This is a genomic window from Bacillus sp. LJBV19, assembly GCF_017797845.1.
Classification (GTDB): Bacteria; Bacillota; Bacilli; order Bacillales; family Bacillaceae; genus Bacillus; species Bacillus velezensis.
In genome coordinates this window covers 102,507-126,125 of record NZ_CP072563.1, presented here as the reverse complement: position 1 = coordinate 126,125, position 23,619 = coordinate 102,507, and the positions used below count along the sequence as shown (strand labels likewise).

Annotated in this window: 24 protein-coding genes and 2 other annotated features; all 24 genes read right to left on the bottom strand. The window is 45.2% G+C overall.

Annotated elements, in window-relative coordinates:
- Positions 1 to 50 precede the first annotated feature (50 nt).
- The 24 genes from rpoB to mcsA all read right to left on the bottom strand — a co-directional run bounded on the left by rpoB (position 51) and on the right by mcsA (position 23,617).
- Complete coding sequence (rpoB, locus tag J6600_RS00685; protein WP_209387820.1) at positions 51 to 3,632, bottom strand: DNA-directed RNA polymerase subunit beta; 3,582 nt, start codon at positions 3,630 to 3,632, stop codon at positions 51 to 53.
- 244 nt (positions 3,633 to 3,876) lie between these two features.
- Positions 3,877 to 4,482 carry a class I SAM-dependent methyltransferase gene (locus tag J6600_RS00680; RefSeq protein ID WP_015388780.1) on the bottom strand — a complete coding sequence of 202 codons (606 nt, stop codon included), beginning with the start codon at positions 4,480 to 4,482 and terminating at the stop codon, positions 3,877 to 3,879.
- 91 nt (positions 4,483 to 4,573) lie between these two features.
- A complete protein-coding gene (gene rplL, locus J6600_RS00675; protein WP_003156436.1) occupies positions 4,574 to 4,945 on the bottom strand; it encodes a 50S ribosomal protein L7/L12 in 372 nt (123 codons plus the stop codon).
- 41 nt (positions 4,946 to 4,986) lie between these two features.
- A complete protein-coding gene (gene rplJ, locus J6600_RS00670) occupies positions 4,987 to 5,487 on the bottom strand; it encodes a 50S ribosomal protein L10 (protein WP_014416746.1) in 501 nt (166 codons plus the stop codon).
- A 63-nt stretch (positions 5,488 to 5,550) separates the two neighbouring features.
- Positions 5,551 to 5,693: a sequence feature (ribosomal protein L10 leader region), on the bottom strand.
- A 48-nt stretch (positions 5,694 to 5,741) separates the two neighbouring features.
- Entirely contained in the window at positions 5,742 to 6,440 is a 699-nt protein-coding gene (rplA, locus tag J6600_RS00665; protein ID WP_003156431.1) for a 50S ribosomal protein L1, read from the bottom strand.
- 94 nt (positions 6,441 to 6,534) lie between these two features.
- Positions 6,535 to 6,960 (bottom strand): 50S ribosomal protein L11, encoded by a 426-nt coding sequence (rplK, locus tag J6600_RS00660; RefSeq protein WP_003156430.1) that lies wholly within the window; start codon positions 6,958 to 6,960, stop codon positions 6,535 to 6,537.
- Between the two features lie 167 nt (positions 6,961 to 7,127).
- On the bottom strand, positions 7,128 to 7,661 hold the full coding sequence (nusG, locus tag J6600_RS00655; RefSeq protein WP_003156423.1) for a transcription termination/antitermination protein NusG: 534 nt from the start codon (positions 7,659 to 7,661) through the stop codon (positions 7,128 to 7,130).
- Between the two features lie 167 nt (positions 7,662 to 7,828).
- A complete protein-coding gene (gene secE, locus J6600_RS00650) occupies positions 7,829 to 8,008 on the bottom strand; it encodes a preprotein translocase subunit SecE (protein WP_003156422.1) in 180 nt (59 codons plus the stop codon).
- 32 nt (positions 8,009 to 8,040) lie between these two features.
- Positions 8,041 to 8,190 carry a 50S ribosomal protein L33 gene (gene rpmG, locus J6600_RS00645; RefSeq protein WP_003156421.1) on the bottom strand — a complete coding sequence of 50 codons (150 nt, stop codon included), beginning with the start codon at positions 8,188 to 8,190 and terminating at the stop codon, positions 8,041 to 8,043.
- A gap of 85 nt (positions 8,191 to 8,275) precedes the next feature.
- The gene (gene sigH, locus J6600_RS00640) at positions 8,276 to 8,932 is read right to left on the bottom strand and encodes an RNA polymerase sporulation sigma factor SigH (protein WP_003156415.1); all 657 of its coding nucleotides are present in this window, start codon (positions 8,930 to 8,932) and stop codon (positions 8,276 to 8,278) included.
- A gap of 62 nt (positions 8,933 to 8,994) precedes the next feature.
- Positions 8,995 to 9,507: a ribosome-dependent mRNA decay endonuclease Rae1/YacP gene (rae1, locus tag J6600_RS00635; RefSeq protein WP_003156414.1), complete on the bottom strand. Its 513-nt coding sequence runs from the start codon at positions 9,505 to 9,507 to the stop codon at positions 8,995 to 8,997.
- A 6-nt stretch (positions 9,508 to 9,513) separates the two neighbouring features.
- Complete coding sequence (gene rlmB, locus J6600_RS00630; RefSeq protein ID WP_003156413.1) at positions 9,514 to 10,263, bottom strand: 23S rRNA (guanosine(2251)-2'-O)-methyltransferase RlmB; 750 nt, start codon at positions 10,261 to 10,263, stop codon at positions 9,514 to 9,516.
- The gene (locus J6600_RS00625) at positions 10,247 to 10,678 is read right to left on the bottom strand and encodes a Mini-ribonuclease 3 (protein ID WP_003156412.1); all 432 of its coding nucleotides are present in this window, start codon (positions 10,676 to 10,678) and stop codon (positions 10,247 to 10,249) included. The genes rlmB and J6600_RS00625 overlap by 17 nt, the downstream gene beginning before the upstream one ends.
- 4 nt (positions 10,679 to 10,682) lie before the next feature.
- Positions 10,683 to 12,083 (bottom strand): cysteine--tRNA ligase, encoded by a 1,401-nt coding sequence (gene cysS, locus J6600_RS00620; RefSeq protein WP_022552483.1) that lies wholly within the window; start codon positions 12,081 to 12,083, stop codon positions 10,683 to 10,685.
- Positions 12,080 to 12,733: a serine O-acetyltransferase gene (gene cysE, locus J6600_RS00615; RefSeq protein WP_003156410.1), complete on the bottom strand. Its 654-nt coding sequence runs from the start codon at positions 12,731 to 12,733 to the stop codon at positions 12,080 to 12,082. Before cysE ends, cysS begins: the two co-directional genes overlap by 4 nt.
- A 74-nt stretch (positions 12,734 to 12,807) precedes the next feature.
- Positions 12,808 to 13,041 (bottom strand) — a binding site (T-box leader).
- A gap of 2 nt (positions 13,042 to 13,043) precedes the next feature.
- Entirely contained in the window at positions 13,044 to 14,495 is a 1,452-nt protein-coding gene (gltX, locus tag J6600_RS00610) for a glutamate--tRNA ligase (protein WP_209387819.1), read from the bottom strand.
- Positions 14,496 to 14,586: 91 nt separating this feature from the next.
- Positions 14,587 to 15,063 (bottom strand): 2-C-methyl-D-erythritol 2,4-cyclodiphosphate synthase, encoded by a 477-nt coding sequence (ispF, locus tag J6600_RS00605; RefSeq protein ID WP_003156407.1) that lies wholly within the window; start codon positions 15,061 to 15,063, stop codon positions 14,587 to 14,589.
- A complete protein-coding gene (gene ispD / locus J6600_RS00600; protein WP_017419469.1) occupies positions 15,056 to 15,754 on the bottom strand; it encodes a 2-C-methyl-D-erythritol 4-phosphate cytidylyltransferase in 699 nt (232 codons plus the stop codon). Before ispD ends, ispF begins: the two co-directional genes overlap by 8 nt.
- Positions 15,755 to 15,766: 12 nt before the next feature.
- Positions 15,767 to 16,867, bottom strand: a complete 1,101-nt coding sequence (locus J6600_RS00595; RefSeq protein WP_003156403.1) for a PIN/TRAM domain-containing protein — start codon at positions 16,865 to 16,867, stop codon at positions 15,767 to 15,769.
- Positions 16,868 to 16,980: 113 nt separating this feature from the next.
- Positions 16,981 to 18,063 (bottom strand): DNA integrity scanning diadenylate cyclase DisA, encoded by a 1,083-nt coding sequence (disA, locus tag J6600_RS00590; RefSeq protein ID WP_003156401.1) that lies wholly within the window; start codon positions 18,061 to 18,063, stop codon positions 16,981 to 16,983.
- Positions 18,064 to 18,066: 3 nt separating this feature from the next.
- On the bottom strand, positions 18,067 to 19,446 hold the full coding sequence (gene radA, locus J6600_RS00585) for a DNA repair protein RadA (protein WP_014416742.1): 1,380 nt from the start codon (positions 19,444 to 19,446) through the stop codon (positions 18,067 to 18,069).
- Between the two features lie 93 nt (positions 19,447 to 19,539).
- Positions 19,540 to 21,972: an ATP-dependent protease ATP-binding subunit ClpC gene (gene clpC, locus J6600_RS00580; protein ID WP_007410388.1), complete on the bottom strand. Its 2,433-nt coding sequence runs from the start codon at positions 21,970 to 21,972 to the stop codon at positions 19,540 to 19,542.
- Positions 21,969 to 23,060 (bottom strand): protein-arginine kinase McsB, encoded by a 1,092-nt coding sequence (gene mcsB, locus J6600_RS00575; RefSeq protein WP_003156398.1) that lies wholly within the window; start codon positions 23,058 to 23,060, stop codon positions 21,969 to 21,971. The genes clpC and mcsB overlap by 4 nt, the downstream gene beginning before the upstream one ends.
- Positions 23,060 to 23,617 carry a protein-arginine kinase activator protein McsA gene (gene mcsA / locus J6600_RS00570; RefSeq protein WP_003156397.1) on the bottom strand — a complete coding sequence of 186 codons (558 nt, stop codon included), beginning with the start codon at positions 23,615 to 23,617 and terminating at the stop codon, positions 23,060 to 23,062. The genes mcsB and mcsA overlap by 1 nt, the downstream gene beginning before the upstream one ends.
- Between the last annotated feature and the right edge of the window lie 2 nt (positions 23,618 to 23,619).

Sequence of the window (23,619 nt, the reverse complement as noted above, 5' to 3'; positions counted from 1 at the left end):
CCTTTTTATCTTCGGATTAACCGATGTCACTTGCCTTTATCAATCAGAGACTATTCTTTCGTTACTGCGTCACGTTCAACGTCTGAAGATGCTGTTTCTTCCGGCGCTTCATCACCTGATAATGCAAGGCCGTCAGCCTGTTTCGCATCTTCCTCGTCTTCTAGATCTCTCATTTCTATTTCTTCTTCATCGCCTGAAAGGATTTTCACGTCCATACCTAAGCTTTGAAGCTCTTTGATCAATACTTTGAATGATTCCGGAACACCAGGCTCTGGAACATTGTCGCCTTTGACGATGGCTTCATATGTTTTCACACGTCCGACCACGTCATCGGACTTCACAGTCAGGATTTCTTGAAGCGTGTAAGCTGCGCCGTAAGCTTCAAGCGCCCAAACCTCCATCTCACCGAAACGCTGTCCGCCGAATTGGGCTTTACCGCCGAGAGGCTGCTGCGTAACAAGTGAGTAAGGACCTGTAGAACGGGCATGAAGTTTATCATCAACCATGTGCGCCAGTTTGATCATGTACATGATTCCGACTGATACACGGTTGTCGAACGGTTCTCCCGTACGGCCGTCATAAAGAACTGTTTTAGCGTCTCTTGACATGCCTGCTTCTTCAAGTGTTTCCCACACATCTTCTTCACGCGCGCCGTCAAATACAGGTGACGCGATGTGAATGCCGAGGTAGCGGGCAGCCATACCCATGTGAAGTTCTAATACCTGACCGATATTCATACGTGATGGTACACCCAGCGGGTTAAGCATGATATCGATCGGCGTGCCGTCAGGAAGGTAAGGCATATCTTCTTCAGGAAGAATCTTCGAGATAACCCCTTTGTTTCCGTGACGTCCGGCCATTTTATCACCTTCAGAAATCTTACGTTTCTGAACGATATATACGCGTACAAGCTGGTTCACTCCCGGAGGAAGTTCGTCGCCGTCTTCACGGTTGAAGACTTTTACGTCGTGGATAATTCCGCCGCCGCCGTGAGGCACACGGAGAGAAGTATCACGGACTTCACGCGCTTTTTCTCCAAAGATCGCATGCAGAAGGCGTTCTTCAGCCGTAAGCTCAGTTACACCTTTAGGCGTTACTTTACCTACGAGAAGGTCTCCGTCGTTGACTTCCGCACCGATACGGATAATTCCGCGGTCATCAAGATTGCGGAGCGCGTCTTCCCCTACGTTTGGAATATCGCGGGTGATCTCTTCCGGCCCAAGCTTTGTATCACGTGCTTCTGATTCATATTCTTCAATGTGAATAGATGTGTATACATCATCTTTCACAAGGCGTTCACTCATGATGATGGCATCCTCATAGTTGTAACCATCCCATGTCATGAAGCCGACCATTACGTTGCGGCCGAGAGCAAGTTCACCAAGCTCCATTGAAGGTCCGTCAGCAAGGATTTCTCCTTTGACTACTTCATCGCCGACACTGACGATCGGACGCTGGTTGTAGCACGTACCTTGGTTGGAGCGGACAAATTTCAGCAAGCTGTACTTATCCAGGTTGCCTTTTACTTTTTGGCCGTCAATTTCTTCATAGCGGCGCACCCATACGTTTTTCGCTTCCACCCGTTCAACGATACCAGGGTGTTTACAAATAACGGCTGCACCGGAGTCTTTACCGGATACGTATTCCATACCCGTTCCGACGATCGGAGCTTCCGGCTGCATCAAAGGCACAGCCTGACGCTGCATGTTCGCTCCCATGAGGGCGCGGTTCGAGTCATCGTTTTCCAAGAACGGAATACATGCTGTCGCAGCAGAAACAACCTGTTTAGGAGATACGTCCATGTAATCCACGCGGTTGCGGGCTACAACGGTGTTTTCCCCTCTGAAACGCGCTACGATGCTGTCATCCAAGAAAGAACCGTCATCGCTCAGCTTAGCATTCGCTTGGGCTACGACATAGTTATCCTCTTCATCAGCAGTCAGGTAGTCGATTCTAGGCGTTACTTTTCCTGTTTCAGGATCAACGCGGCGGTATGGCGTCTCAATGAAACCAAAGCGGTTTACTTTCGCAAATGATGACAATGAGTTGATCAAACCGATGTTCGGGCCCTCAGGCGTTTCAATCGGACACATACGGCCATAGTGAGAGTAGTGAACGTCACGTACTTCCATACCTGCGCGCTCACGTGTCAAACCGCCCGGTCCGAGAGCTGACAGACGGCGTTTGTGCGTCAATTCAGCAAGCGGGTTCGTCTGATCCATGAATTGAGAAAGCTGTGAGCTTCCGAAGAACTCTTTAATAGACGCAATAACAGGTCTGATGTTAATCAGCTGCTGCGGCGTGATTGTATTTGTGTCTTGAATAGACATTCTTTCACGTACGACACGTTCCATCCGGCTTAAACCGATACGGAATTGGTTTTGCAGGAGCTCACCTACAGAACGCAGACGGCGGTTTCCGAGATGGTCGATATCATCAGTGTCGCCCACTCCGTGCAGGAGGTTGAAGAAGTAGCTGATAGAAGAAATAATATCAGCAGGCGTAATGTTTTTAATCGCCTCTTCGATGTAAGCATTGCCGATCACATTGATCGTCTGCTCTCCTTCTGCATCGGTAGGAGCATAGATTTTAATGGATTGAAGCATCACTTCATCCTCGACGACGCCGCCGTTAGGATAAAGTTTTCTGAAGCCGATTCCATTTTCTAAGTATGGCAGTACTTTATCAAGTGTTCTTCTGTCAAGAATCTGCCCTTTTTCAGCGAGAATTTCACCGGTTTCCGGATCCACCAGTGTTTCTGCAAGTCGCTGGTTAAACAGGCGGTTCTTGATATGAAGCTTTTTATTAATTTTATAGCGTCCTACATTCGCAAGGTCGTATCGCTTCGGATCGAAGAAACGGGAATCCAGCAAGCTTTTTGCGTTTTCTACTGTAGGCGGCTCTCCGGGACGAAGGCGCTCATAGATTTCAAGAAGCGCTTTGTCACTGTTTTCAGTGTTGTCCTTATCCAGTGTATTGCGGAGATATTCGTTCTCACCAATGAGATCGAGAATCTCTTGGTCGGAACCGAAGCCGAGAGCACGCAAAAGAACCGTAACCGGCAACTTACGTGTGCGATCAATGCGGACATACACAACATCTTTCGCATCAGTTTCGTATTCTAACCATGCGCCACGGTTTGGAATGACAGTCGCGGTAAAACCTTTTTTACCGTTTTTGTCTACTTTACCACTGAAATATACACTTGGAGACCGAACAAGCTGAGATACGATAACACGTTCTGCACCGTTGATGATAAAAGTACCGGTATCTGTCATAATAGGGAAATCACCCATGAAGACATCCTGGTCTTTTACCTCTCCAGTTTCTTTGTTAATTAAACGAACCTTCACTCTCAGCGGAGCTGAGTAAGTCACATCACGTTCTTTTGACTCTTCAACGGGATACTTAGGATCTCCTAAACTGTAGTCAATGAACTCAAGAGAGAGGTTACCAGTGAAATCCTCAATTGGTGATATGTCTTGAAACATCTCTCTAAGACCCTCATCAAGAAACCACTGATAAGAAGAGGTTTGAATTTCAATGAGATTTGGTAATTCTAACACTTCGCTAATGCGAGCATAGCTTCTGCGCTGGCGGTGTCGTCCATACTGAACTAGTTGACCTGTCAACTGATTCACCCCTCAAATCATGCGTATTATATGTGTAATAAGCATCTCTTACGATAAAGAAATACTTTTACAAGACAAAAGAAAAAAGGGTTTCTAATTAAGAAAACCACATCCAAAAACAAATACCGATTTTATTAGCATTTCCATGTTTGTATAATTTATACATGCACTATGATTATTTCAGCATATCATGCAAAATATATACATTGGCATTTTACAATATTAACATAGCTGAAAATTCAAGTCAAACTTTTTTTGCTTTTATGATATAATAGCCTTTCTTTTTTTGAACCACAGAAACTTCGTCAAAAAGCTCCTTCAGTTTTTCAATGGCAGAAGGCCCGCCCTGTTTTTTCTGTATAACGATCCACAATTCACCTGAAGCCCTTAAATGCTCAGCGCTTTTTTCAAAAATGGCATGGACAACTTTTTTTCCGGCGCGGATTGGGGGGTTTGTAATAATAGAAGCAAATGTTTGAGCAGAATCAATATTTGAAAATAAATCACTCTGATAAATCCGAACGTTTTTTATTCCGTTTTTTTCTGCATTTTCATTTGACAGCTCTACGGCTCTTTCATTCACGTCAATCATGTGCACGGTGCGGTCTGTAAATGCACCGGCGAGTGACAAACCGATCGGGCCGTAACCGCAGCCTGCATCCAGGAAGTCACCATCGATCTCCGGCTCTTCAAACGCTTCAATTAAGACACGCGAACCGAAATCAACTTCCTTTTTCGAGAAAACGCCGCTGTCACTTGTGAATGTATAAGATCTGTTCCGCAGTGTAAATGACCATGTCTGTTTATCGCTTTTAACTGAAGGTTTTTCTGAATAATAGTGTTCACTCATTATTAGAACCTCCTTTTTTAATGGCACTTAAAGAAAAGCAAAGAAAAAGCCCGCCTCATAAAAGCGAGCTTCCCCTACAGGCAAGTGAAGATTACTTAACTTCTACAGAAGCGCCAACTTCTTCAAGTTTAGCTTTAAGCTCTTCAGCTTCTTCTTTCGCAATACCTTCTTTAAGTGGTTTTGGAGTGTTGTCAACAAGTTCTTTAGCTTCTTTCAAGCCAAGACCAGTGATTTCACGAACAACTTTGATAACTTTGATTTTCTGAGAACCTGCACCAGCAAGGATAAGGTCGAATTCGCTTTGCTCTTCAGCAGCTCCGCCAGCAGCAGCTCCGCCAGCTACAGCTACAGGAGCAGCAGCAGTTACGCCAAATTCTTCTTCGATTGCTTTTACTAGGTCGTTCAATTCAAGTACAGTTGCTTCTTTAACGGAAGCAATGATTTCTTCGATATTTAAAGCCATTTGAAATTCCTCCATTTGTTTTATTTTAGGGTAAAATTAGATTAAGCGCCTTGTTCTTCCTTTTGTTCTGCAACTGCTTTAGCTGCAAGTGCAAGGTTGCGAACTGGAGCTTGAAGTACGCTAAGCAACATAGAAAGTAAGCCATCGCGTGAAGGAAGTTCAGCAAGAGCTTTCACTTCTTCAACAGAAGATACTTTTCCTTCGATAACGCCCGCTTTGATTTCCAGAGCTTCGTGATTCTTCGCGAACTCGTTAAGAACTTTTGCCGGAGCGACAACATCTTCAGTACTGAATGCGATCGCATTCGGTCCAGTTAAGACATCATTCAAACCATCAAGTTCAGCTTGTTCAACCGCACGGCGAGTCATTGTGTTTTTGTACACTTTGAACTCTACGTTAGCTTCGCGAAGCTGTTTACGGAGTTCAGTTACTTCAGAAACGTTAAGTCCGCGGTAGTCAACGATGATCGTTGATTTGCTTTCTTTCAGTTTAGAAGCAATCTCTTCAACAACAACTTTTTTTGTATCAATTGCGCTGCTCATGGTTACACCTCCTGTAGATTTTGTGTAACACTTATACCGCTAGGTGATCACGACTGTGACGACGATTTCATATAAAAAGCCTCCATGTGGACATGGAGGCTGTATATACAAGCATACGTAACGTAATAGCTGTGATATATATACACCTCGGCAGGATATTAAGCCTCAACGGCCCCTGCTGTCTACGGTATAAATGACATATTATATTTTACAACATTTTGAATCATATCAGAATGCTGATCTAAAGTCAAATATTATTTTACGTTGAAAGTAGAAGCGTCTACTTTGACACCAGGGCCCATAGTAGAAGTAACGGCAACGTTTTTCACGTAAACACCTTTAGCCGCAGCCGGTTTTGCTTTCAGGATTGTATCATACATTGTTGTGAAGTTCTCAACAAGTTTTTCATCCTCGAAAGAAACTTTTCCGATCGGAACATGGATGTTACCAGCTTTGTCAACGCGGTATTCTACTTTACCAGCTTTGATTTCGCCGATTGCTTTTTCCACTTCGAATGTAACAGTTCCTGTTTTAGGGTTTGGCATAAGACCTTTTGGTCCAAGCACACGGCCGATTTTACCGACTTCACCCATCATGTCAGGAGTCGCAACGATTACATCGAATTCGAACCAGCCTTGCTGGATTTTCGCGATGTAATCAGAATCGCCTACGTAGTCTGCACCGGCAGCTTCAGCTTCTTTTGCTTTTTCGCCTTTAGCGAATACAAGCACGCGCTGAGTTTTACCAGTTCCGTTAGGAAGTACAACTGCACCGCGGATTTGCTGATCGTTTTTACGAGGGTCAACCCCTAAACGAAAAGCAACTTCAACTGTAGCGTCGAATTTAGCTGTGTTTGTTTTTTTAGTAAGCGCCACTGCTTCAGCGACGTCGTAAGCTTTCGCACGGTCTACAAGCTTCGCAGCTTCAACGTACTTTTTACCTTTTTTAGCCATTTTAAAATTTCCTCCTTATGTGGTTATAGCGGAATAACCTCCCACGAATAAGGGTTGCGAACTTGTGAAAACTCGCAACCCGACAAGAAACAAATTAATCCTCGATAACGATACCCATACTGCGGGCAGTACCTTCAACCATGCGCATTGCCGCTTCAACGTCTGCTGCGTTTAAGTCAGGCATTTTCGTTTCAGCGATTTCGCGAACCTTATCGCGCTTAACGGTTGCCACTTTATTACGGTTTGGTTCACCAGAACCAGACTCAATTCCAGCTGCTTTTTTAAGCAATACTGCAGCAGGCGGAGTTTTTGTAATAAATGTAAATGAACGGTCTTCGTAAACCGAAATTTCAACAGGAATGATTAAACCAGCTTGGTCAGCTGTACGAGCGTTAAACTCCTTACAGAATCCCATGATATTTACACCGGCTTGACCTAGTGCAGGTCCAACTGGCGGCGCTGGGTTAGCTTTTCCAGCAGGAATTTGCAATTTTACAACTTTTACTACTTTTTTAGCCACGAGACACACCTCCTTAAGTCCGTGATGTGGTAATAGGGTAAACCCTCCCACTCAAGGTTTCATTCTTTATATGAATGACGAAATATCAAGCTAGCTGCCTTGGATTAGTCCAAGACGTACCTTTGCTATATTATCATTAATATATAGCAATTTCAAGTTTTTTCACATTACAATTTGTCGATCTGGGTAAATTCCAGTTCAACCGGCGTTTCACGGCCGAACATGTTAACGAATACTTTCACTTTGCTCTTATCATAATCAATCTCTTCAATTGATCCTGTAAAGTTGGCGAAAGGTCCGTCTATGACTTTGACTGTCTCATTCAATTCAAAATCAATGTCGGTTTTCCGCTCATCCATGCCCATCCGCTTTAAGATGGTTTCTGCTTCGCCAGGAAGAAGCGGAGTCGGCTTTGAGCCTGAACCGGCTGATCCGACGAATCCGGTAACGCCCGGCGTGTTGCGGACCACATACCAGGAATCATCAGTCATGACGATTTCAACAAGCACATAACCCGGGAACACTTTCTTTTTGACTACTTTTTTCTTGCCGTTCTTAATATCAGTCTCTTCTTCTTCAGGGACGACAACGCGGAAAATTTTATCCTGCATTCCCATTGATTCCACACGTTTTTCAAGGTTCGCTTTTACTTTGTTTTCATAACCGGAATACGTATGAACAACATACCAATTCTTTTCCATTCTATCAGGACTCTGCAGTCCTTCCCTCCCCGCATTTAAAAATGAAGTGTAAAACAAAAAATAGGCTCAGGGCCTATGAATCCTTTTTTCAACAACACAATAAAAAACCCGCTGAACGGGTTTTGGCAAACGATATTATGATCTATTATAGCACGTATTGCTGATCATTATTCAACTATTAAACGAATTAATTGAGAAATTCCTGTATCAAGGAGGGCAAAAAAGATAACAAAAAAGATAACCGTTGAAATCACCGTGATCGTATAGCGCGTTAACTCTTTGCCTTTAGGCCAGCTAACCTTTTTCATTTCTTTCCCAACATCTTTAAAGAAACTCATCATGCGCATGTAAAAGACCTCCACAATTTAAAAAGCGAACACTATTTTGTTTCTAAATGAGCTGTATGTGAATTGCAAGTGCTGCAGTACTTCTTAACTTCTAACCGCTCAGCCGCTGATGCAGAGCTTTTCATTGTCGTATAATTACGATTTCCGCATGTTTTGCATGCCAGCGTAATCTTTTTTCTCATGTCGTTACACCTTTTCCTAAACATTCATTTATCTTAATAAAATAGCACAGTCAGAAAAATTCTGTCAATATGACACAGAAACCTGCTACAGGCTGATCTCTCTTATTTCTAAATACTTTTCAAGCTTGCGCTTCACGCGCTGCAGGGCATTATCGATTGATTTTACGTGTCGGTTTAAGTCATCTGAAATCTCTTGGTAACTTCTTCCGTCCAAGTACAGAACAAGCACCTTTCTCTCCAGATCGCTCAGCAGTTCTCCCATTTTCATTTCGATATCATCAAATTCTTCCTGATTAATAATCATCTCTTCAGGATTTAACGTTTTAGCGCCTGAAATGACATCAAGCAGTGTTCTGTCAGATTCTTCATCAAAAATAGGTTTGTCTAAAGAAACATAGGAATTTAAAGGAATGTGTTTCTGACGGGTAGCTGTCTTTATTGCGGTAATAATCTGGCGGGTAATGCATAATTCTGCAAAAGCTTTAAATGAAGTGAGCTTGTCCTCTCTAAAGTCTCGGATAGACTTATATAAGCCTATCATCCCTTCCTGTACAATATCTTCTCTGTCGGCCCCTATTAAAAAATAAGACCTTGCTTTCGCCCGTACAAAATTACGGTACTTCGTAATCAAGTAATCTAACGCATCACTATCCCCAACATGAACCTTTTCAATGACCTGCTCGTCCTCCAACTGGCAAAATTGCACTTTGTTGAACTTTCCCTTGCTGTTCTGTAGATTCACTGCGATCCCCCCGGCGCACGTAGATAGAAATATTATACATTAATGGGCGAAAAAGCGTCAACCTAATCCAGACCGCCTCGGCGCCACTTTTCAAACGTTTTCAAAACCTCTTCGGACAGCTCGATTTTACCCGGTGGTTTTTCAGAAGTGATCTTTGAAACCCGCCTTTGAATCCGGCGTTCTATCGTATCCACTTCCCTCAGGAGCTCCCGGGCGGATTTACGGAGAGCCCCTTGTCCGAAAATCGCCCACTGCTCCGTATAATCGGAGGTTGCGACATGAATCTGTGTCGCAATATTATTCAGCGCCTGGGCAAGCTTCTCGATCCGCTCATCCGCCGTCTCATTCTCCCGTGTGAAAATCACTTCGACTCTGTGATTCGTTTGTTTTTTCTCTATGCCTTTTACCAGATGTGCGTCAAACACCACAATGACTCTGATTCCCGTGTAGGACTGATATTCCGCCATCTTCTGGATCAGTACATCTCTCGCTTCTTCAAAACTGTTCGCTTTTAAATCCTTTAGCTGCGGCCAAGCTCCAATCATGTTGTATCCGTCTACTAACAGGATGTCCATCTGTCTTCATTCCCCTAAAGGATTGCGCTTCCGGTAGACTTCATACATGAGAAGGCCGGCCGCTACCGACGCATTCAGAGACGTGACTTTTCCGGCCATCGGAAGCTTAATGAGAAAATCACATTTCTCTTTCACAAGCCGGCCCATTCCTCTGCCTTCGCTTCCGATAACGAGCGCCAAAGGCATCTTGCCGTCCATAGAGCGGTAGTCTTCCCGGGCGGATGCATCCGTTCCGACGACCCAAATCCCCCGCTCCTTCATTTCATCAAGTGTCCGGGCAAGGTTGGTCACCTTCACGACGGGAATGTGTTCAATCGCACCGGTCGAAGCTTTTGCGACCGTCGAAGTCAGTCCGACCGCTCTGCGTTTCGGAATCACGATGCCGTGTGCACCGACAGCGTCAGCCGTTCTCATGATGGAACCGAGATTATGAGGGTCTTCCAGCTCGTCCAATATGAGAAAGAAAGGCTGTTCGTTTCTCTCTTCCGCTCTTTTATATAATTCGTCTAATTGTGCATATTCATATGCCGCCACCTGGGCGACAACACCCTGATGCTGCCCCTCAACCATCTGATCGAGTTTTTTCCTCGGTACAAATTGAATGGTGACGCCGCGCTTTTTAGCAAGCTCCATAACTTGCTGCGCCTGTCCTTTTACTGTGTTTTCCGCCATCCATAACTTATACAGCTTGCGATCTGACTTTAACGTCTCAATCACAGCGTTTTTTCCTATGACGTAATCATGTTGCTGACTCATTTGTTTTCCTCCCTGACGTCCCGACTTGTATAGCCTCAGCAATCAGCTGATTCAGTCTTTCTTCTCTTTTCTCAAGAAAAAGGTATCCGAGTAAAGCCTCAAAAGCTGTACTATGGCGGTACGTCTGTACATCTGTGTTTTTAGGCGTCGTCCCTGATTTCGCGTTTCTGCCTCTTCTCAGCACGGCTTCCTCTTCCTCCGTGAAAAAGGATTCGTCCTGAAGGCGGAACAATATGTCTGCCTGTGATTTTGCCGATACAATCCGGCTCGCCTTCTTATGAAGGTCATTCGGTTTCGTAAAGCCCTGCTTAAGCAGGTGATGCCGGACGTATATTTCAAAAATGGCATCACCCATATAAGCAAGCGCAAGACCGTTTAACTGCTTTGAATCTTTGATTTGTTCAAATTGAAGCATCCGCTTACTCTCCCCGCTTCCAGCGAGTTCCCTGGGCCGTATCTTCAAGAATGATATTCATGCTTTTCAGCTGATCGCGAATCTGGTCTGACAAAGCAAAATCGCGATTGCGGCGGGCTTCATTTCTCTTCTCAATCAACTCTTCAATCTCTTCGTCGACAAGCTCTTCTTCGCCGAGCGTAAGTCCGAGAACAGATCCGATTCTGTCAAACATGCTGATAAAGGCTTTAATGACGTGATCCGCCGTATTGTCTTCCTGCATGTAGTAATTGGCGAGCTTCGCCAGATCAAACCAAACGGAAATCGCATTCGCCGTATTAAAATCATCATCCATTGCTTCTTCAAACGCAGTGCGGTGCTCTTCGATTTTAGCGAGCCATTCCTCATCATTGTCAGTCAGATTCGTGCTGCTAATCAAACGATGGTTTAAATTACTGTAGGCCGTCTTCAGGCGGTTAAACGCGTTTTTTGTTTTCTCAAGCAGCTCTTCCGAATAGTTGATCGGGTGGCGGTAATGAACGGACAGCATGAAAAATCTCAAAAGCTGCGGGTCATATTGCTTAATGATATCGTGCACCAAAACAAAGTTGCCGAGAGATTTTGACATTTTCTCATTATCGATATTGATATATCCGTTGTGAAGCCAGTATTTTGCGAATGTCTTGCCTGTTAATGCTTCAGATTGGGCGATTTCGTTTTCATGGTGCGGGAATGTCAGGTCCTGACCGCCGGCATGAATATCGATTTCGTCACCCAAATACTTTTTCACCATTGCGGAGCATTCAATATGCCAGCCCGGGCGGCCTTTTCCCCAAGGGCTATCCCATGAAATTTCTCCGTCCTTAGCAGCTTTCCAAAGAGCAAAGTCCAGCGCATCATCTTTCTTCTCGCCGACACGGATACGCGCGCCTGATCTGAGTTCATCAATTGATTGCTGAGATAGCTTGCCGTAGCCTTCGAAGGCCCTTGTTTTGAAATAGACGTCGCCTTCTGATTCATAAGCGTAGCCTTTTTTAATCAGCTCGCTGACAAATTCAATAATGGCGTCCATGTTTTCCATGACCCGGGGGTGAAGATCCGCTTTCCGACATCCGAGGGCGCCCACGTCTTCAAAATACGCTTTAATGAACCGCTCAGAAACGGTCGGGACGTCCTCGCCGAGCTCGTTGGCCGCCTTAATCAGTTTGTCGTCAACATCGGTGAAATTCGATACGTATTGAACATCGTATCCTTTATACTCCAAATAGTTGCGTACGGTATCATACACAATCGCCGGACGTGCGTTTCCGATATGAATATAGTTGTATACAGTCGGTCCGCACACGTACATTTTTACTTTGCCTTCCTCAAGAGGAACGAATGTTTCCTTTTTCCGTGTCAATGTATTATAAAGTGTAATGGTCATTTTTGGTTGATCCTTTCTTTTTTATCTTCCAGTTCAGCCTGCAGTTCAAAAATCTGCTGCTCCAATGCTCTAAACCGGTCAGCAACCGGATCGGGCAAGTCTTGGTGATTGAGATCGCGTTTGATTTTTCTTCCGTTCTGAATGACGACTTTCCCCGGTATGCCGACAACGGTCGAAAAGTCGGGAACATCACGAAGCACAACGGAGCCGGCCCCTACTTTAGAACCCTGCCCGACCGTAATAGAGCCGAGCACCTTCGCTCCGGTTGCAATTAAAGCATCATCTTTTATGGTCGGATGCCGCTTCCCCTTTTCTTTTCCCGTTCCCCCGAGAGTGACGCCTTGGAATACCGTCACGTTATTGCCGATTTCACATGTTTCCCCTATGACGACCCCCATACCGTGGTCAATGAAAAACCTTCTCCCGATGGTCGCGCCGGGATGGATTTCAATTCCGGTAAAGAAACGGGCAATCTGTGATATCAGGCGCGCCAGGAAGAAAAATCTCCGTTTATATAAAGCATGTGCAATCCGATGCGCCCATATAGCATGTAAACCAGAATAAGTTAAAACAACTTCGAAATAGCTTCTTGCTGCCGGATCTTGATCGAACACTGTATCTATGTCTTCTTTTAGCATTTTAAAAAACACATGCTTCCCCCCATTCTCTCCCCGCTCCAGTCTGTTTTTCCGCCTATAAAAAAAGCGCCTCTGCATGTAAACATGACAGAGACGCTTTTACCGCGCGGTTCCACTCTGTTTGAAAAACAAGTCACTGTTTTCCCAACTTAAAAGCCGGTAACGGCGGCGGCCGCCTTTAAATACTGATTTCCGCAGAAATGTTCTTCAAAGGTCTTAAGGGCGCACTTCTAAAACATGACGCATGAATCTCTCTCAGCCGATGAAGATTCTTTCTGTAATGGTCATTGTTTTATACTCTTCCCTGTCAACAATCGTATATTTAAATGCTTTTCAGGCGTCTTACGGCTGTTTCTCTGCCGATCAGCTCAATGGCCTGCGGAAGCTCCGGACCGTGTGTCTGACCGGTAACCGCTACACGAATCGGCATGAACAGCTTTTTGCCTTTATGGCCTGTTTCTTTCTGAACAGCCTTGATTGAGGCTTTGATCAGCTCAGGCGTAAATTCTTCAAGCTCTTCAAGCTTCGCAGCAAATACGCTGAGCACTTCAGGCACCTGTTCTTCTTCCAGAACGGCTTTTGCCTCTTGATTATACTCGATCTCATCTTTAAAGAACAAATCAGTCAGCTCGACAATTTCAGCGCCGTAGCTCAATTGCTCATGGTAAAGAGAGATTAATTTACGAACCCATTCCTGCTCTTCGGCAGAAAGCTCAGTGCCGACTTTTCCTGCTTTTTGCAGGTGCGGCAGGGTCAGCTCAACAACTTGATCAAGATCCAGCGCTTTGACGTATTGGTTGTTGACCCATTTCAGTTTATGCATATCAAACAGAGCCGGTGACTTAGACAAACGATTTACATCAAAAATTTCAATAAATTGTTCTCTTGTGAAAAGCTCATCTTCACCGACGGGAGACCAGCCGAGAAGTCCGATAAAGTTAAACAGCGCTTCAGGCAGGTAACCCAGCTCATCATACTGCTCAATAAACTGGATAATTGATTCATCACGTTTACTTAATTTTTTGCGGCTTTCGTTTACGATAAGCGTCATATGTCCGAAGACAGGAACATCCCAGCCGAATGCCTGGAAAATCATGATCTGTTTCGGTGTATTTGAAATGTGATCCTCACCGCGGAGCACGTGCGTCATTTTCATTAAGTAATCGTCAATCGCGACAGCAAAGTTATACGTCGGTGTTCCGTCTTTTTTGACGATGACAAAGTCGCCGATGCCGTCTGATTCAAAAGAAATCTCGCCTTTTACGATATCGTTAAATGCGATGATTTTCCCTTCCGGCACGCGGAAACGGATGCTCGGCTGTCTGCCTTCGGCTAAAAACTGCTCCTGCTCTTTTTGAGTCAGGTTTCTGTGTTTGCCGGAATAGCGCGGCATTTCCCCGCGGGCGATTTGCTCTTCACGTTCTTTCTCAAGTTCTTCTTCCGTACAGAAACATTTATAAGCTAGCCCTTTTTCAAGAAGCTCTTCATAGTACTCTTTGTAAATGTCGTTACGCTCAGACTGGCGGTACGGGCCGTATTCTCCGCCGACATCCACACTTTCATCCCAGTCCATGCCGAGCCATTTCAAATAGTTGAGCTGGCTTTGCTCTCCGCCTTCAATATTTCGCTTTTTGTCCGTATCCTCAATCCGGATAATAAACTTTCCGCCTTGGCTGCGGGCAAATAAATAGTTAAAAAGCGCCGTTCTGGCGTTACCGATATGCAAATGTCCGGTCGGACTCGGTGCATAACGAACGCGTACTTCATTTCCCATGTTCAAATACTTCCTTTCATCTCGTCTGTAGCCTCTAGCCGAATATATGTATCTATTCTACCACCAAATAGACCGGGCATCAAAACAATGATCAGGCTTTTTGGATCAGAACGGTTGCCTGAGCGGCAATTCCTTCGGCTCTTCCGGTAAACCCGAGCTTTTCTGTCGTCGTCGCTTTTACGTTTACTTGAGAAACGTCCGCCTCAAGGCCTTCCGCTATCCGTTTTCTCATAGCATCAATATGCGGCGCCATTTTCGGCTTTTGCGCAATAATCGTGCAGTCTATATTTCCGAGTACGTATCCTTTTTCTTTAACAATGTTCCAGACATGCTGAAGCAGCTTAAAAGAATCCGCATCTTTGAATTCCGGATCAGTATCCGGGAAATGCTTGCCGATATCTCCTTCACCTGCCGCTCCGAGACACGCGTCTGCGACTGTATGCAGCAATACATCAGCATCTGAATGTCCGAGCAGCCCTTTTTCATAAGGAATTTCAATTCCGCCGATGATGAGAGGACGGCCTTCCGTTAATTGATGCACATCAAATCCTTGTCCGATTCTAAACATTATGATTCCCACTTTCCGCTTTCATGATTGCTTCCGCGGATATCAGATCATCCGGCGTTGTCAGCTTAATATTGGTATAGCTGCCTTCAACGATACTCACCTGATATCCATCAAGACGCTCGACGAGGCTGGCGTCATCCGTCCCTAAGAAGCCTTTGTTTTCCGCTTCCATATGCGCCGTCTTCAATAAAGAAAGACGAAAAGCCTGCGGCGTTTGAACGGCCCACAAGCTTGAACGATCAAAGGTCTCCGCAACCCGGGAGCCTTCCGCCCGTTTTATCGTGTCTTTCACAGGAACAGCCAGGACAGCCGCTCCCGCCTCCTCTGCTGTTTCAACGAGCTTATCGATATGCTGATGTGTGACAAACGGGCGCGCTCCGTCATGAACAAGGACGACCGATTCCTTATCAATCACTTTCAGTCCTTCGTATACACTGTGCTGACGCTCCGCACCTCCGGTAACAAGCTCAATTTCCGTCTGAATCGGAAATTGGGCCAGCAGCTGGCGAAAATCTTCCCGTTCACTCTCGTTTATCACCAGGATTATTTTCTGACAGGGTGCGTGGCTTTCAAAAACCCGCAGTGTGTGTATAATTACAGGCGCACCTTTTAAGCTGATGAACAGCTTATTTTTCCCGGCCTTCATCCGTTTTCCTTGTCCGGCAGCCGGAATAACGACAACATACTCCATATTAACTCCCTCTTAAAGAGCTTTCTCAAGCAGCTTGGGCTTGGCAAAAATCATTCGTCCCGCCGCTGTCTGCAGTACGCTGGTTACGAGCACATCAATATGTTTCCCTATATAATTGCGGCCTTCTTCCACAACAATCATCGTCCCGTCATCCAAGTAAGCCACACCTTGATTATGCTCTTTCCCGTCCTTAATCACCTGCACATTCATCTCTTCGCCCGGAAGCACAACCGGCTTCACCGCGTTTGCAAGGTCATTAATATTCAGTACCGCAACCTTCTGAAGCTCACATACTTTATTTAAATTAAAATCATTCGTCACAACGACGCCGGATGTCAGCTTCGCAAGTTTGACAAGCTTGCTGTCAACCTCCTGAATGTCTTCGAAGTCGCCTTCATAAATTTCAACCGTAATATCCAGTTCCTTTTGAATGCGATTCAAGATATCCAGTCCGCGGCGTCCTCTGTTACGTTTTAAAACATCTGAAGAATCAGCGATATGCTGTAATTCCTCCAGCACAAATTGAGGAATGACAATGACGCCTTCTAAAAAGCCCGTCTGACAAATATCTGCAATTCTCCCATCAATAATAACACTTGTATCCAAGATTTTCAGCCTTTTATCCTGTTCCTCCTGCTCCTCATCAGCACTTCCCTTTTTCTTCTGCATTCTTGCAGAAATGGAGAAAAGACTGATCAGTTCATCCTTTTTCTTAAATCCGACTTGGAAGCCCAGGTAACCGAGAAAGAAAGCCAGAAAGACCGGAATGATGGTGCTGAATATACGGTACGGAATATTGTCCAGCGGAATCACGTTTACAATGAGATATGCGATGATAAGTCCAAAAACCAATCCGAGACTCCCGAATAACAGATCCGGCACCGGAGCTCTCAGCAAAGAATCTTCAATCCATTTTACCCAATTAATCACATATTCTGTCGTCCATATACTGATGAGAAAAAAGATAATAGCACCAATTGCAGCAGACGTATATGCGTTTGTTATTAAAGGTATGTCCTGTATATTTGACAGCACAAACAATTCAGGTATTAAAAAGATACCGACAACGCCGCCCACAATAATGAAGAACGCCTGAACTATTCGTTTTAACATACCTCCACCTCCTTTTAAGTAGCATTTTTTCAGCAGACTGTCAGAGCCTACAAATTCAGAATAAACAAAAACTAACAATAATATACCCGGATTCCGACAGGTTTAAGCGATTCTTAAAGCTGTCTATCTATATAGTGTTTTTCCTGAAGGCGTTTTAAGCCTTTTTTGATTTTTTGGGCGCGCACTTCGCCGATACCTTCGACATCATCAAGCTCTTCAACTGTGGCTTCCGTTATGCTTGGCAAAAATCCGAACGCCTCAACCACATTTTCAACAATCGGCATCGGCAGACGCGGGATTTTGTTCAGCAGCCTGTATCCTCTCGGGAGCACATAATCATCAAGATTCGTAGAAGCCGGATATCCAAGCAGCTTAAACAGGATGGAATCATCAAGCAGATCATAGCTGGACATATCCTGAAGCTCTTTTAACAGCACGAACGGATCTTTGATTTTTTCTTTGACATAGTCTTTGATGAAAAGTGCCGCCTCTTCTTCCATGTCCGTAATCAGTTCAATCACCTGCAGACGGATTAAGTGGCCTTCCGTTCCGAGTTCTTTAATATACATATTGATTTCATTTTTTATTCGGAGCACCATTTCATACCGATGCATGACGGACAGCACGTCACTGAATGTCACAAGCTCCTCAAACTCTAATGCGTTTAAAGCCGTAATCGTTTTGTCTAAAATGGTTTTATACTTCTCAAGCGTTTGAATGGCCTGATTTGCCTTTGTTAAAATAAAACCTATGTCCTTTAGTGTGTACTTCATGCTGTCCTGATATAACGTAATGACATTTCTGCGCTCAGAAATGGCAATGACGAGACAGCCTGTCTGCTTCGCCACCCGTTCCGCCGTACGGTGCCTCATTCCCGTTTCTGAAGAAGAAATGGTCGCTTCCGGCATAAGCTGCGTATTCGCATAAAGAATTTTCTGGCCGGAATCACTTAAAATAATGGCACCGTCCATTTTGGCCAGCTCGTATAAGTGAGCGGGCGCAAATGATGTATTAATATGAAAACCGCCATCGACGACTTGCTTTACCTTATCATTGTATCCGACAACAATCAGGCCGCCTGTATTTGCCCGAAGTACATTCTCTATCCCGGCTCTGAGCGGGGTGCCCGGTGCAACGAACTGCAGAATTGCAGACAGGTCAAGCTCTTGTTTCGCCCCTTTTTTCTCTTTTTCCATCTATTATGATCCTCCTAATGAAGTACGAAGCGCTTCTGCAACATTTGCTACTCCGACAACCTCAATCCCTTTTGGTATTGTCCACCCGTCTGCATTCGCCTCAGGTATGATCATGCGCTTGAAGCCGAGTTTCGCCGCTTCTTTTACGCGCTGTTCGATTCTTGACACCCTGCGGACTTCTCCTGTCAGACCCACTTCACCGATAAAGCAATCTGCGGGATTCGGCGGTGTATCTCTGAAGCTTGAGGCAATGCTGACGGCTACTGCCAAATCAATCGCCGGTTCATCCAGTTTGACCCCGCCGGCGACCTTTAAATACGCATCTTGATTTTGAAGCAAAAGACCCACCCGCTTCTCAAGCACAGCCATAATTAACGACACCCTGTTGTGGTCAATGCCTGTAGCCATGCGGCGCGGGTTTCCAAAACTGGTCGGTGATATGAGCGCCTGAATTTCAACCAGGATCGGTCTCGTTCCTTCCATTGACGCAACGATACTCGAACCTGATGCCCCGGCAGAACGCTCTTCCAAGAATATTTCAGAAGGGTTCAGCACCTCCGTAAGCCCCTCTTCCCGCATTTCAAAGATGCCCATTTCATTTGTGGAGCCGAAACGGTTTTTTACGGCCCGCAAAATACGGAATGTATGGTGCCGCTCTCCTTCAAAGTATAGAACGGTATCGACCATGTGCTCAAGCAATCTCGGCCCTGCGATCGATCCTTCTTTTGTGACGTGTCCGACGATAAAAATAGGTATGCCGTTTGTTTTCGCGATTTTCATCAATTCGGCCGTACACTCTCTTACTTGTGATACACTGCCGGGAGCTGAGGTGATATCACTTTGGTACACGGTCTGAATGGAGTCTACGACAACAAATGCGGGTTTCATCTCTTGTATAGCAGACGAAATATACTCCATATCGGTTTCAGATAAAACATGTAACATTTGGCTGTTGATTCCAAGTCTGTCGGCACGCAGCTTCGTTTGCTTCACGGATTCTTCCCCTGAAATGTAAAGCACGCTGCCGGCCGTATCTGCTAATTGTGCGGATACTTGGAGAAGGAGCGTTGATTTTCCGATGCCGGGATCGCCGCCGATTAATACTAACGAGCCCTTCACAACGCCGCCGCCAAGCACTCTGTTGAATTCTTCGAGCTTTGTGTGAACGCGGGGTTCTTCCGATGTTTCAATTGATGTAATGGGTGATGGTTTCTGGACGGTTTGAACGGAGTGGGAGAAAGCCGCCCGCCGATTCGCCGGCGCTTTTTTTATGGTTTCTTCCACCATTGTATTCCAAGCCCCGCAGCCCGGGCACTTTCCCATCCACTTTGCGGATTCATAACCGCATGAGTGGCAGATGAATTTTGTTTTTGATTTAGCCATATATGTTGTAAGACCTCTTCCTTATCGAATATTTCTCTATATAACAAAGTGAGGCATACACTCGCTTACGTATGCCTCATGTTTGTCACTATATTAGTTCGTTTTAGCAGTTGTTTTTACGACAAATTCGCCGTCCTCAACATCAAGAACAATGTGCTGGCCTTTATCAATATTGCCTCTGAGGAGTTCTTCTGATAACCGGTCCTCCACATGCTTTTGAATCGCTCTTCTTAACGGACGTGCGCCGTATTCCAAATCGACGCCCTCTTCTGCCACTTTTGCTTTTGCAGCATCCGTCAGCTCGATAGAGAGATCTTGTTCTTTCAGACGTTTTGTTAACTGATCAGACATAAGCGACACGATGTCTGTAAGATGTTTTTTCTCAAGGGAGTGGAAGACGATAATTTCGTCAATCCGGTTGATAAACTCAGGTCTGAAGGCACGCTTCAGCTCTCCCATGACTTTGTCTTTCATGTCTTTATGGTTTTGTGATTCATCCTGCACATTGAAGCCCACATATTTGTTGCGTTTCAGCTCGCTCGCTCCGACGTTTGACGTCATAATCAGGATCGTGTTGCGGAAATCCACAGTGCGTCCTTTTGAATCAGTCAAGCGTCCGTCTTCAAGCACTTGCAGGAGAATGTTAAACACATCAGGGTGCGCTTTTTCAATTTCATCAAGCAATACGACAGAGTATGGTTTTCTTCTTACTTTTTCTGTCAGCTGGCCGCCTTCATCATAGCCGACATATCCCGGAGGAGAACCGACAAGACGTGAAGTCGAGTGTTTCTCCATGTATTCGGACATATCCACTCTGATCATCGCTTCCTCATCACCGAAAATGGATTCCGCCAGCGCTCGTGCCAGCTCTGTCTTCCCAACGCCTGTAGGGCCTAAGAAGATGAATGAACCAATCGGGCGTTTCGGGTCCTTCAGACCGGCTCTTGCACGTCTGACAGCCTTTGCAACGGCTACAACAGCTTCATCCTGGCCGATGACGCGGGAGTGCAGAATGCTTTCCATATTGAGAAGCTTATCTGTCTCCGTTTGGGCAATTTTAGATACGGGCACCCCGGTCCAGCTGGATACAACCATCGCGATATCCTCTACAGAAACTTCGGAGTTCTCCTGGCCTTGTTTTTCTTTCCACGTTTTTTTCGTGTCTTCCACCTGTTCTCTCAGACGCTGCTCCGTATCACGAAGGGAAGCCGCTTTTTCAAACTCCTGGCTCTGAACGGCAGCGTCTTTTTCCTTGCGAACTTCATCGAGTTTCTGCTCAAGCTCTTTTAAGTTCGGAGGCGTTGTGAAAGAACGGAGACGCACTTTTGAACCGGCTTCATCAATTAAATCGATCGCTTTATCCGGAAGGAAGCGGTCAGAAATATAACGGTCGGACAATTTTACCGCCGCTTCAATCGCTTCATCGGTAATTGATACGCGGTGATGCGCTTCATAGCGGTCACGGAGCCCTTTTAAAATTTGAATGCTTTCATCGGCTGACGGCTGATCCACCTGAATCGGCTGGAAACGGCGCTCCAGAGCCGCGTCTTTTTCGATATATTTACGGTATTCATCAAGCGTTGTCGCACCGATGCATTGAAGCTCTCCGCGGGCCAGTGAAGGTTTTAAGATATTCGATGCGTCAATCGCACCTTCTGCTCCCCCCGCTCCGATCAGTGTATGCAGTTCGTCAATGAATAAAATAATATTGCCGGCCTGACGTATTTCATCCATTACTTTTTTCAAGCGGTCTTCAAATTCTCCGCGGTATTTCGTACCGGCTACAACCGTACCCATGTCTAATGTCATTACGCGTTTATCACGTAAAATTTCCGGCACTTCATTATTGATGATCTGCTGTGCGAGGCCTTCAGCAATCGCAGTTTTACCTACACCCGGTTCTCCGATAAGAACGGGATTATTCTTCGTTCTGCGGCTTAATACCTCAATAACACGCTGAATTTCTTTGCTTCGGCCGATAACCGGATCAAGACTGTCTTCCTTCGCAATCGCAGTTAAATCACGCGCCAGACTGTCCAGCGTCGGCGTGTTTGCATTGCTGTTCGTACCGGATGCAGAAGATCCCGTCTCATTGCTTCCCAGAAGCTGCAGCACTTGCTGTCTCGCCTTATTCAAGCTGACACCGAGATTATTCAGAACTCTCGCGGCCACGCCTTCTCCTTCACGAATCAGTCCGAGAAGTATGTGTTCTGTTCCCACATAAGAATGTCCTAGCTTTCTGGCTTCATCCATGCTGAGCTCAATGACTTTTTTTGCTCTTGGCGTATAATGAATCGTTTGAGACATTTCCTGTCCCCGTCCGATTAAGCTCTCCACTTCTTTCTGAATTTTATCCGAACCGAGTCCGAGTGCTTGGAGTGCTTTAGCCGCAATCCCTTCTCCTTCACGAACCAGACCTAATAAGATATGTTCAGTTCCAATATTGTTATGGCCTAAGCGCAGTGCTTCTTCCTGTGCCAGTGCCAATACCTTTTGAGCTCGCTCTGTAAACCTTCCAAACATCATATCGAATCATCCTCCTGTCTATTTGCACTCATTTCTAAATGCAGCCTTTCCCTGATAAGAGCCGCTCTTCTCGCGTCTCTTTCGTTCGGCCGTAATGCACCGCCCGAATATTGCTGGAGAAAACCCGGCTGTGTCAAAATCATCAGTTCATTAAGTATATTGCTTGATAGCCCTTTGATGATTCCCAGGTCTATCCCCAGCCGAACGTCAGAAAGGCATTTCGCCGTTTCCTTTGATTCAATCATACGGCAGTTGGATAAAACGCCGTAAGATCTGAATACCCGGTCCTCCAATTCAATTTTCGAGGTTTGGTAAAGCGCTTCTCGGGCTGAACGTTCCTGCTCAATCAGCTGGGCAGCCACACTGTTTAAATCATCTACAATGTCCTGTTCTGATTTTCCGAGTGTGATTTGATTTGAAATTTGAAAGATATTTCCTAATGCTTCGCTGCCTTCACCGTAAATTCCTCTAACAACTAAGCCTAATTGGTTAATTGCCGGTATAATTCGATTCATTTGCCTAGTTAATACAAGGCCCGGCAAATGCATCATGACTGAAGCCCTTAGTCCCGTCCCTACATTTGTAGGACAGCTTGTTAAGTACCCTCTCTTCTCTCCAAAGGCGTAATCCACTTTCTCCTCAATCCAGTCATCAACCTGGTTTGCCGCTTTTATGGCGTTGAGAAGCTGGAAGCCGGGGAAGAGGCATTGAATTCTGATATGATCTTCTTCATTTAACATAATGCTGACTTCTTCATTTTCAGAAAGCAGACAGCCGCCAAAAGGAGATTCCGTTAAATTCGGGCTGATGAGATGTTTCTCCATCAGCACCCGTTTTTCCAAAGGCTGAGCTTCACTCATTCTGATTAAATGAAATTGACCGATATCAGGCAGTTCTTTTCCTGAAAAATGATCTTCGAATTGCTGAATGATGGATGAGGCTTCTTCATTCGTATACCTAGCAGGAAACTTTATATTTTCAAAGTTTCGGGCCAACCGTATACGGCTGCTGAGTACAATGTCACTTTCAGGTCCCTTTTGCTTCATCCAATTGCTTAGTGCGTCCTGAATAAAATGCTTGAGCGACATTACCCTTGTTCCCCCTCACTGTCTGTACTTTTTAATTCCTGCTCTAACGATCGGATCTGATCCCTGACCTCCGCTGCCCTTTCAAACTCTTCGTGGTGTATTAAAGATTCAAGTTCTTTTTTTAACATTTCCATTTGCCGTCTTACATGCAGGTTTCCGCCTATTCGTTTTGGAATTTTCCCGGCATGCACCGTATTCCCGCTGTGAACTTTTCGCAAGATCGGCGTAATTTGGCTGTAGAACGTATCGTAACATTCCGCACAGCCGAAACGCCCTGTTTTTCTCAGCTGCTGAAACGTCATACCGCATTTCTTACAAGCTGTCCCTTGCTCTGAGTAGCCGAACATTTGAGAACCGGTGTTTTGAAATGAAGACTCCATATTCAGCAGCCCTGATAATAAATTATGAATCGAGAACCCTTGGTTTCCACTTATACTGTATGAATCGCTATTTTCTTTTGCACATTGTTCACAAATATGAACTTCTTGTTTTTCTCCATTAACAACTTTCGTAAAGTGAAAAGTGGCCGGTCTCTCATTGCATTCTTGACAAATCAATC

Coding starts and splice junctions, on each gene's coding strand:
- J6600_RS00680 (WP_015388780.1), bottom strand. CDS start 4,482: ATGAGTGAACACTATTATTCAGAAAAACCTTCAGTTAAAAGCGATAAA.
- rplL (WP_003156436.1), bottom strand. CDS start 4,945: ATGGCTTTAAATATCGAAGAAATCATTGCTTCCGTTAAAGAAGCAACT.
- rplJ (WP_014416746.1), bottom strand. CDS start 5,487: ATGAGCAGCGCAATTGATACAAAAAAAGTTGTTGTTGAAGAGATTGCT.
- rplA (WP_003156431.1), bottom strand. CDS start 6,440: ATGGCTAAAAAAGGTAAAAAGTACGTTGAAGCTGCGAAGCTTGTAGAC.
- nusG (WP_003156423.1), bottom strand. CDS start 7,661: ATGGAAAAGAATTGGTATGTTGTTCATACGTATTCCGGTTATGAAAAC.
- secE (WP_003156422.1), bottom strand. CDS start 8,008: ATGCGCATGATGAGTTTCTTTAAAGATGTTGGGAAAGAAATGAAAAAG.
- rpmG (WP_003156421.1), bottom strand. CDS start 8,190: ATGAGAAAAAAGATTACGCTGGCATGCAAAACATGCGGAAATCGTAAT.
- rae1 (WP_003156414.1), bottom strand. CDS start 9,507: ATGGACATCCTGTTAGTAGACGGATACAACATGATTGGAGCTTGGCCG.
- rlmB (WP_003156413.1), bottom strand. CDS start 10,263: ATGAGTCAGCAACATGATTACGTCATAGGAAAAAACGCTGTGATTGAG.
- J6600_RS00625 (WP_003156412.1), bottom strand. CDS start 10,678: ATGCTTCAATTTGAACAAATCAAAGATTCAAAGCAGTTAAACGGTCTT.
- cysS (WP_022552483.1), bottom strand. CDS start 12,083: ATGACCATTACACTTTATAATACATTGACACGGAAAAAGGAAACATTC.
- gltX (WP_209387819.1), bottom strand. CDS start 14,495: ATGGGAAATGAAGTACGCGTTCGTTATGCACCGAGTCCGACCGGACAT.
- ispF (WP_003156407.1), bottom strand. CDS start 15,063: ATGTTTAGAATCGGACAAGGATTTGATGTGCATCAATTAACGGAAGGC.
- ispD (WP_017419469.1), bottom strand. CDS start 15,754: ATGGAGTATGTTGTCGTTATTCCGGCTGCCGGACAAGGAAAACGGATG.
- J6600_RS00595 (WP_003156403.1), bottom strand. CDS start 16,867: ATGTTAAAACGAATAGTTCAGGCGTTCTTCATTATTGTGGGCGGCGTT.
- disA (WP_003156401.1), bottom strand. CDS start 18,063: ATGGAAAAAGAGAAAAAAGGGGCGAAACAAGAGCTTGACCTGTCTGCA.
- radA (WP_014416742.1), bottom strand. CDS start 19,446: ATGGCTAAATCAAAAACAAAATTCATCTGCCACTCATGCGGTTATGAA.
- clpC (WP_007410388.1), bottom strand. CDS start 21,972: ATGATGTTTGGAAGGTTTACAGAGCGAGCTCAAAAGGTATTGGCACTG.
- mcsB (WP_003156398.1), bottom strand. CDS start 23,060: ATGTCGCTCAAGCATTTTATTCAGGACGCACTAAGCAATTGGATGAAG.